This is a genomic window from Streptomyces sp. SID14436 (genome assembly GCF_010548465.1).
GTDB lineage: Bacteria > Actinomycetota > Actinomycetes > Streptomycetales > Streptomycetaceae > Streptomyces.
Map to the genome: position 1 here is coordinate 1 of NZ_JAAGMD010000593.1, position 3,066 is coordinate 3,066.

Below are 3,066 nucleotides of genomic sequence, written 5' to 3' on the forward strand. Positions count from 1 at the left end.
CGCCTCCTCGCGCGCGGCGACGGGACGGCCGGCCGAGGCGCCGCCGTCCTCCGTGTCCCGGGGCTCGTCCGGACCGTCGGCCGCGGCCTCGGCGTCGCCGCGCACCCGCTCCTCGGCGCCGTCCCGGGTGCTCCGCTCAGCCGACACTGCGCTCCGCCGCCTCGACCACGTTGACCAGCAGCTGGGCCCGGGTCATCGGGCCGACGCCGCCGGGGTTCGGGGAGATCCAGCCGGCCACCTCCGCCACGTCGGGGTGGACGTCGCCGACGATCTTCCCCTCGGCGCTGCGGGAGACACCGACGTCCAGCACGGCCGCCCCCGGCTTGACGTCCTCCGCCCGGATCAGGTGCGCGCTGCCCGCGGCGGCCACGATGATGTCGGCGCGCCTGAGGTGGGCCGACAGGTCACGGGTGCCGGTGTGGCACTGGGTCACCGTGGCGTTCTCGCTGCGCCGGGTCAGCAGCAGCGGCATCGGACGGCCGATGGTGACACCGCGGCCGACGACCACGACCTCGGCGCCCTTGATCTCCACGCCGTAGCGGCGCAGCAGGGTCAGCACGCCGTTCGGGGTACAGGGCAGCGGCGCGGGCTCGTTGAGCACGAGGCGGCCGAGGTTCATCGGGTGGAGGCCGTCGGCGTCCTTGTCCGGGTCCATCAGTTCGAGGATGCGGTTCTCGTCGATGCCCTTGGGCAGCGGCAGCTGGACGATGTAACCGGTGCACGCCGGGTCCTCGTTCAGCTCCCGGACGACCGCCTCGATCTCGTCCTGCGTGGCCGTGGCCGGCAGCTCGCGCTGGATGGAGGCGATCCCGACCTGCGCGCAGTCCCGGTGCTTGCCGGCGACGTACTTCTGGCTGCCGGGGTCGTCCCCCACGAGGACCGTGCCGAGGCCGGGCGTGACCCCCTTCTCCTTCAGCGCCGCCACGCGGGCGGTCAGATCGGTCTTGATCGCGGCTGCGGTGGCCTTGCCATCGAGAATCTGGGCGGTCATGCCCCCCATCCTCGCGGATGACGGGCCCCCGGTTCCAATCAGCCCGCAGCACGCCGCGGCAGCAACGTCCGCGAACGCGCATCGGGCGACCGCGGCCGGGTCCTCCCGCCCCGGTCCGCACGGGTTCCGCCCCCGGTCCGGTCAAGATCGATGATGTTGCACTTGCACAACACCTGCGGCACGCGGCTGGACAAGTAAGAGAAAGGTCAAGAACGATGAACCCCAGAAGTGCCGCGGGCAGAACCGGGGGGACGGACCGCAACCACAGGACTTCCTCCGAGCCGTGCACGCGTCGTCCCCGCACGAGCGACAACGGAGGAAGGACCGCCATGAGTTTCGGCGACCCGAACAACCCCTACGGGCAGCCGCCCCAGCAGCCCCAGCAGGGCTACGGCCAGCCGCCCCAGTACCCCGGCACCCCCCAGCAGGGCTACGGCTACCCGGCGGCCCCGGCCTACGGCGGCCCGCCGCCCGTGCAGACGCCGATGCCCGGCACCGTGAAGGCCGCCCGCATCATGCTGTACGTCCTGGGCGGATTCCAGGTCATCGGCGGCCTGTTCATGATGCTCGCCACCAGTTGGTTCACCGAGTACTTCGAGGACCTCGCCAACGACGACCCGTCCATCTCCGCCGAGGACGCCGACCGGGTGGCCAGCATCGGCGCGGGCGTGATGATCGTCTTCGGCGCGCTCGTGATCGGCTTCGCCGTGTGGGCCATCGTCACCGCGGCCAAGTTCGCCACCGGCCGGGGCGGTGTGCGCGTCTCCGCGATCGTCTACGCCTCGTTCATGGTGCTGTTCAGCGTGATCAGCCTGCTGAGTCCCAACGTGTTCGCGCTGATCAGCCTGGTGCTCGGCATCCTGATCATCGTGTACTGCGCCAACAAGAACGGCGCCGCCTGGTTCAACCGGCCCAAGTTCTGACGCCGGGAGCGCGCGTCCGGGCCGCGCGCCCGCCGCGCGGCACCGCACGGGGCCGTGTCTCACCCTTACGAGGGAGGCACGGCCCCGTGCGTGCGTCCTAGGGTGGAAGAGGGGAGCCGGAGGGCACAGGGGGACTCAGCCTTGTACCGCATCGTCGTCGTACCTCCGCCGGCCACGGGGGACGCAGGACAGCGCATCCGGGGCACAGCCGGGCGGCCGTGCCCGTGCCACCGGTGAGCCAGGGATACGCCGTGACGGTGCCCGAGGGGTACCGGATCGGCGATTGGGAGGTGCGCGAGCCCATCGCCACGGGCGCGTTCGGCAGCGTCTACGCGGCCCGCCGGGCCGACGGGGGCGATGCGCGGCCCCGCACGGCCGCCCTGAAGTTCCTGCCCACCGGCACGGCCACGCCCCGCCAGGTGAGCCACCTGCGGGATCTCGCCGAGCGCGAGGTGGAGCTGCTGCGGCGGCTGCGCCGTCCACGCCTGATCCGGATGTACGAGACGCTCGTCGTCGACGACCCCGACCGCCCCGCCCTCGACGGCGCCACCGTCCTGGTGCTGGAGCGGGCCGAGCGCTCCCTGGCCGCCCTGCTCGCCGACGCGCCGCGTCCCGGCGCGGGGCCCGGACTCCTCCTCCAGATCTGTGAGGGGCTCGCCCAGCTGCACGGCGCGGGCTGGGTGCACGGCGACCTGAAACCCGCCAACGTGCTGCTGATGGCGGACGGTTCGGTGCGGCTGGCCGACTTCAACACGGCCGCCGAACTCGACGGCACCCACGCCTACACCCCGGCCTTCGCCACCCCCGACTACACGCCGCCCGAGCTGCTGTGGTCCCGGATCGACGAGCGGGGGCACCGGATCCGTCCCTCGGCGGACATCTGGGCCTTCGGGGTCATCGCCCACCTCGTCCTCACCGGCTCCTTCCCACTGCCCGGCGCCACCCCCGCGCTCCGCCGCGACGCGGCCACCGCCTACGCGCGCGGCTCCGACGAGCTGCGGCTGTCCGCCGAGATCCCGGACGCCTGGCGGGACATCGTCCGGGCCTGCCTGACCCGCACCCACGAGGAGCGCGTCGACGGCGGCGAACTGCTGCGCCGGGTACGGGAGGCGGCGGCCGGCCCGGCCCGCGGCCCGCGGCTGCCCCGGCCGC

General features: G+C 73.3%; 3 protein-coding genes. 2 read left to right on the forward strand and 1 reads right to left on the reverse strand.

Annotation, left to right across the window (positions count from 1 at the left end; all coding sequences use genetic code 11):
• Nucleotides 1-136: 136 nt before the first annotated feature.
• On the reverse strand, nucleotides 137-991 hold the full coding sequence (locus G3I53_RS21020) for a bifunctional methylenetetrahydrofolate dehydrogenase/methenyltetrahydrofolate cyclohydrolase (protein ID WP_164332720.1): 855 nt from the start codon (nucleotides 989-991) through the stop codon (nucleotides 137-139).
• 329 nt (nucleotides 992-1,320) lie between these two features.
• Here G3I53_RS21020 and G3I53_RS21025 point away from each other — a divergent pair, with 329 nt between their 5' ends.
• Both G3I53_RS21025 and G3I53_RS21030 read left to right on the forward strand, forming a co-directional pair.
• Nucleotides 1,321-1,914 carry a hypothetical protein gene (locus G3I53_RS21025; RefSeq protein WP_164332721.1) on the forward strand — a complete coding sequence of 198 codons (594 nt, stop codon included), beginning with the start codon at nucleotides 1,321-1,323 and terminating at the stop codon, nucleotides 1,912-1,914.
• A 233-nt stretch (nucleotides 1,915-2,147) separates the two neighbouring features.
• Nucleotides 2,148-3,066 (forward strand): protein kinase (locus G3I53_RS21030; RefSeq protein ID WP_164438650.1); only part of this gene is annotated, 919 nt, incomplete at its 3' end.

Excerpts from the sequence above, each read along its gene's own strand:
- G3I53_RS21020 (WP_164332720.1), bottom strand. The coding sequence starts at position 991 with ATGACCGCCCAGATTCTCGATGGCAAGGCCACCGCAGCCGCGATCAAG.
- G3I53_RS21025 (WP_164332721.1), top strand. The coding sequence starts at position 1,321 with ATGAGTTTCGGCGACCCGAACAACCCCTACGGGCAGCCGCCCCAGCAG.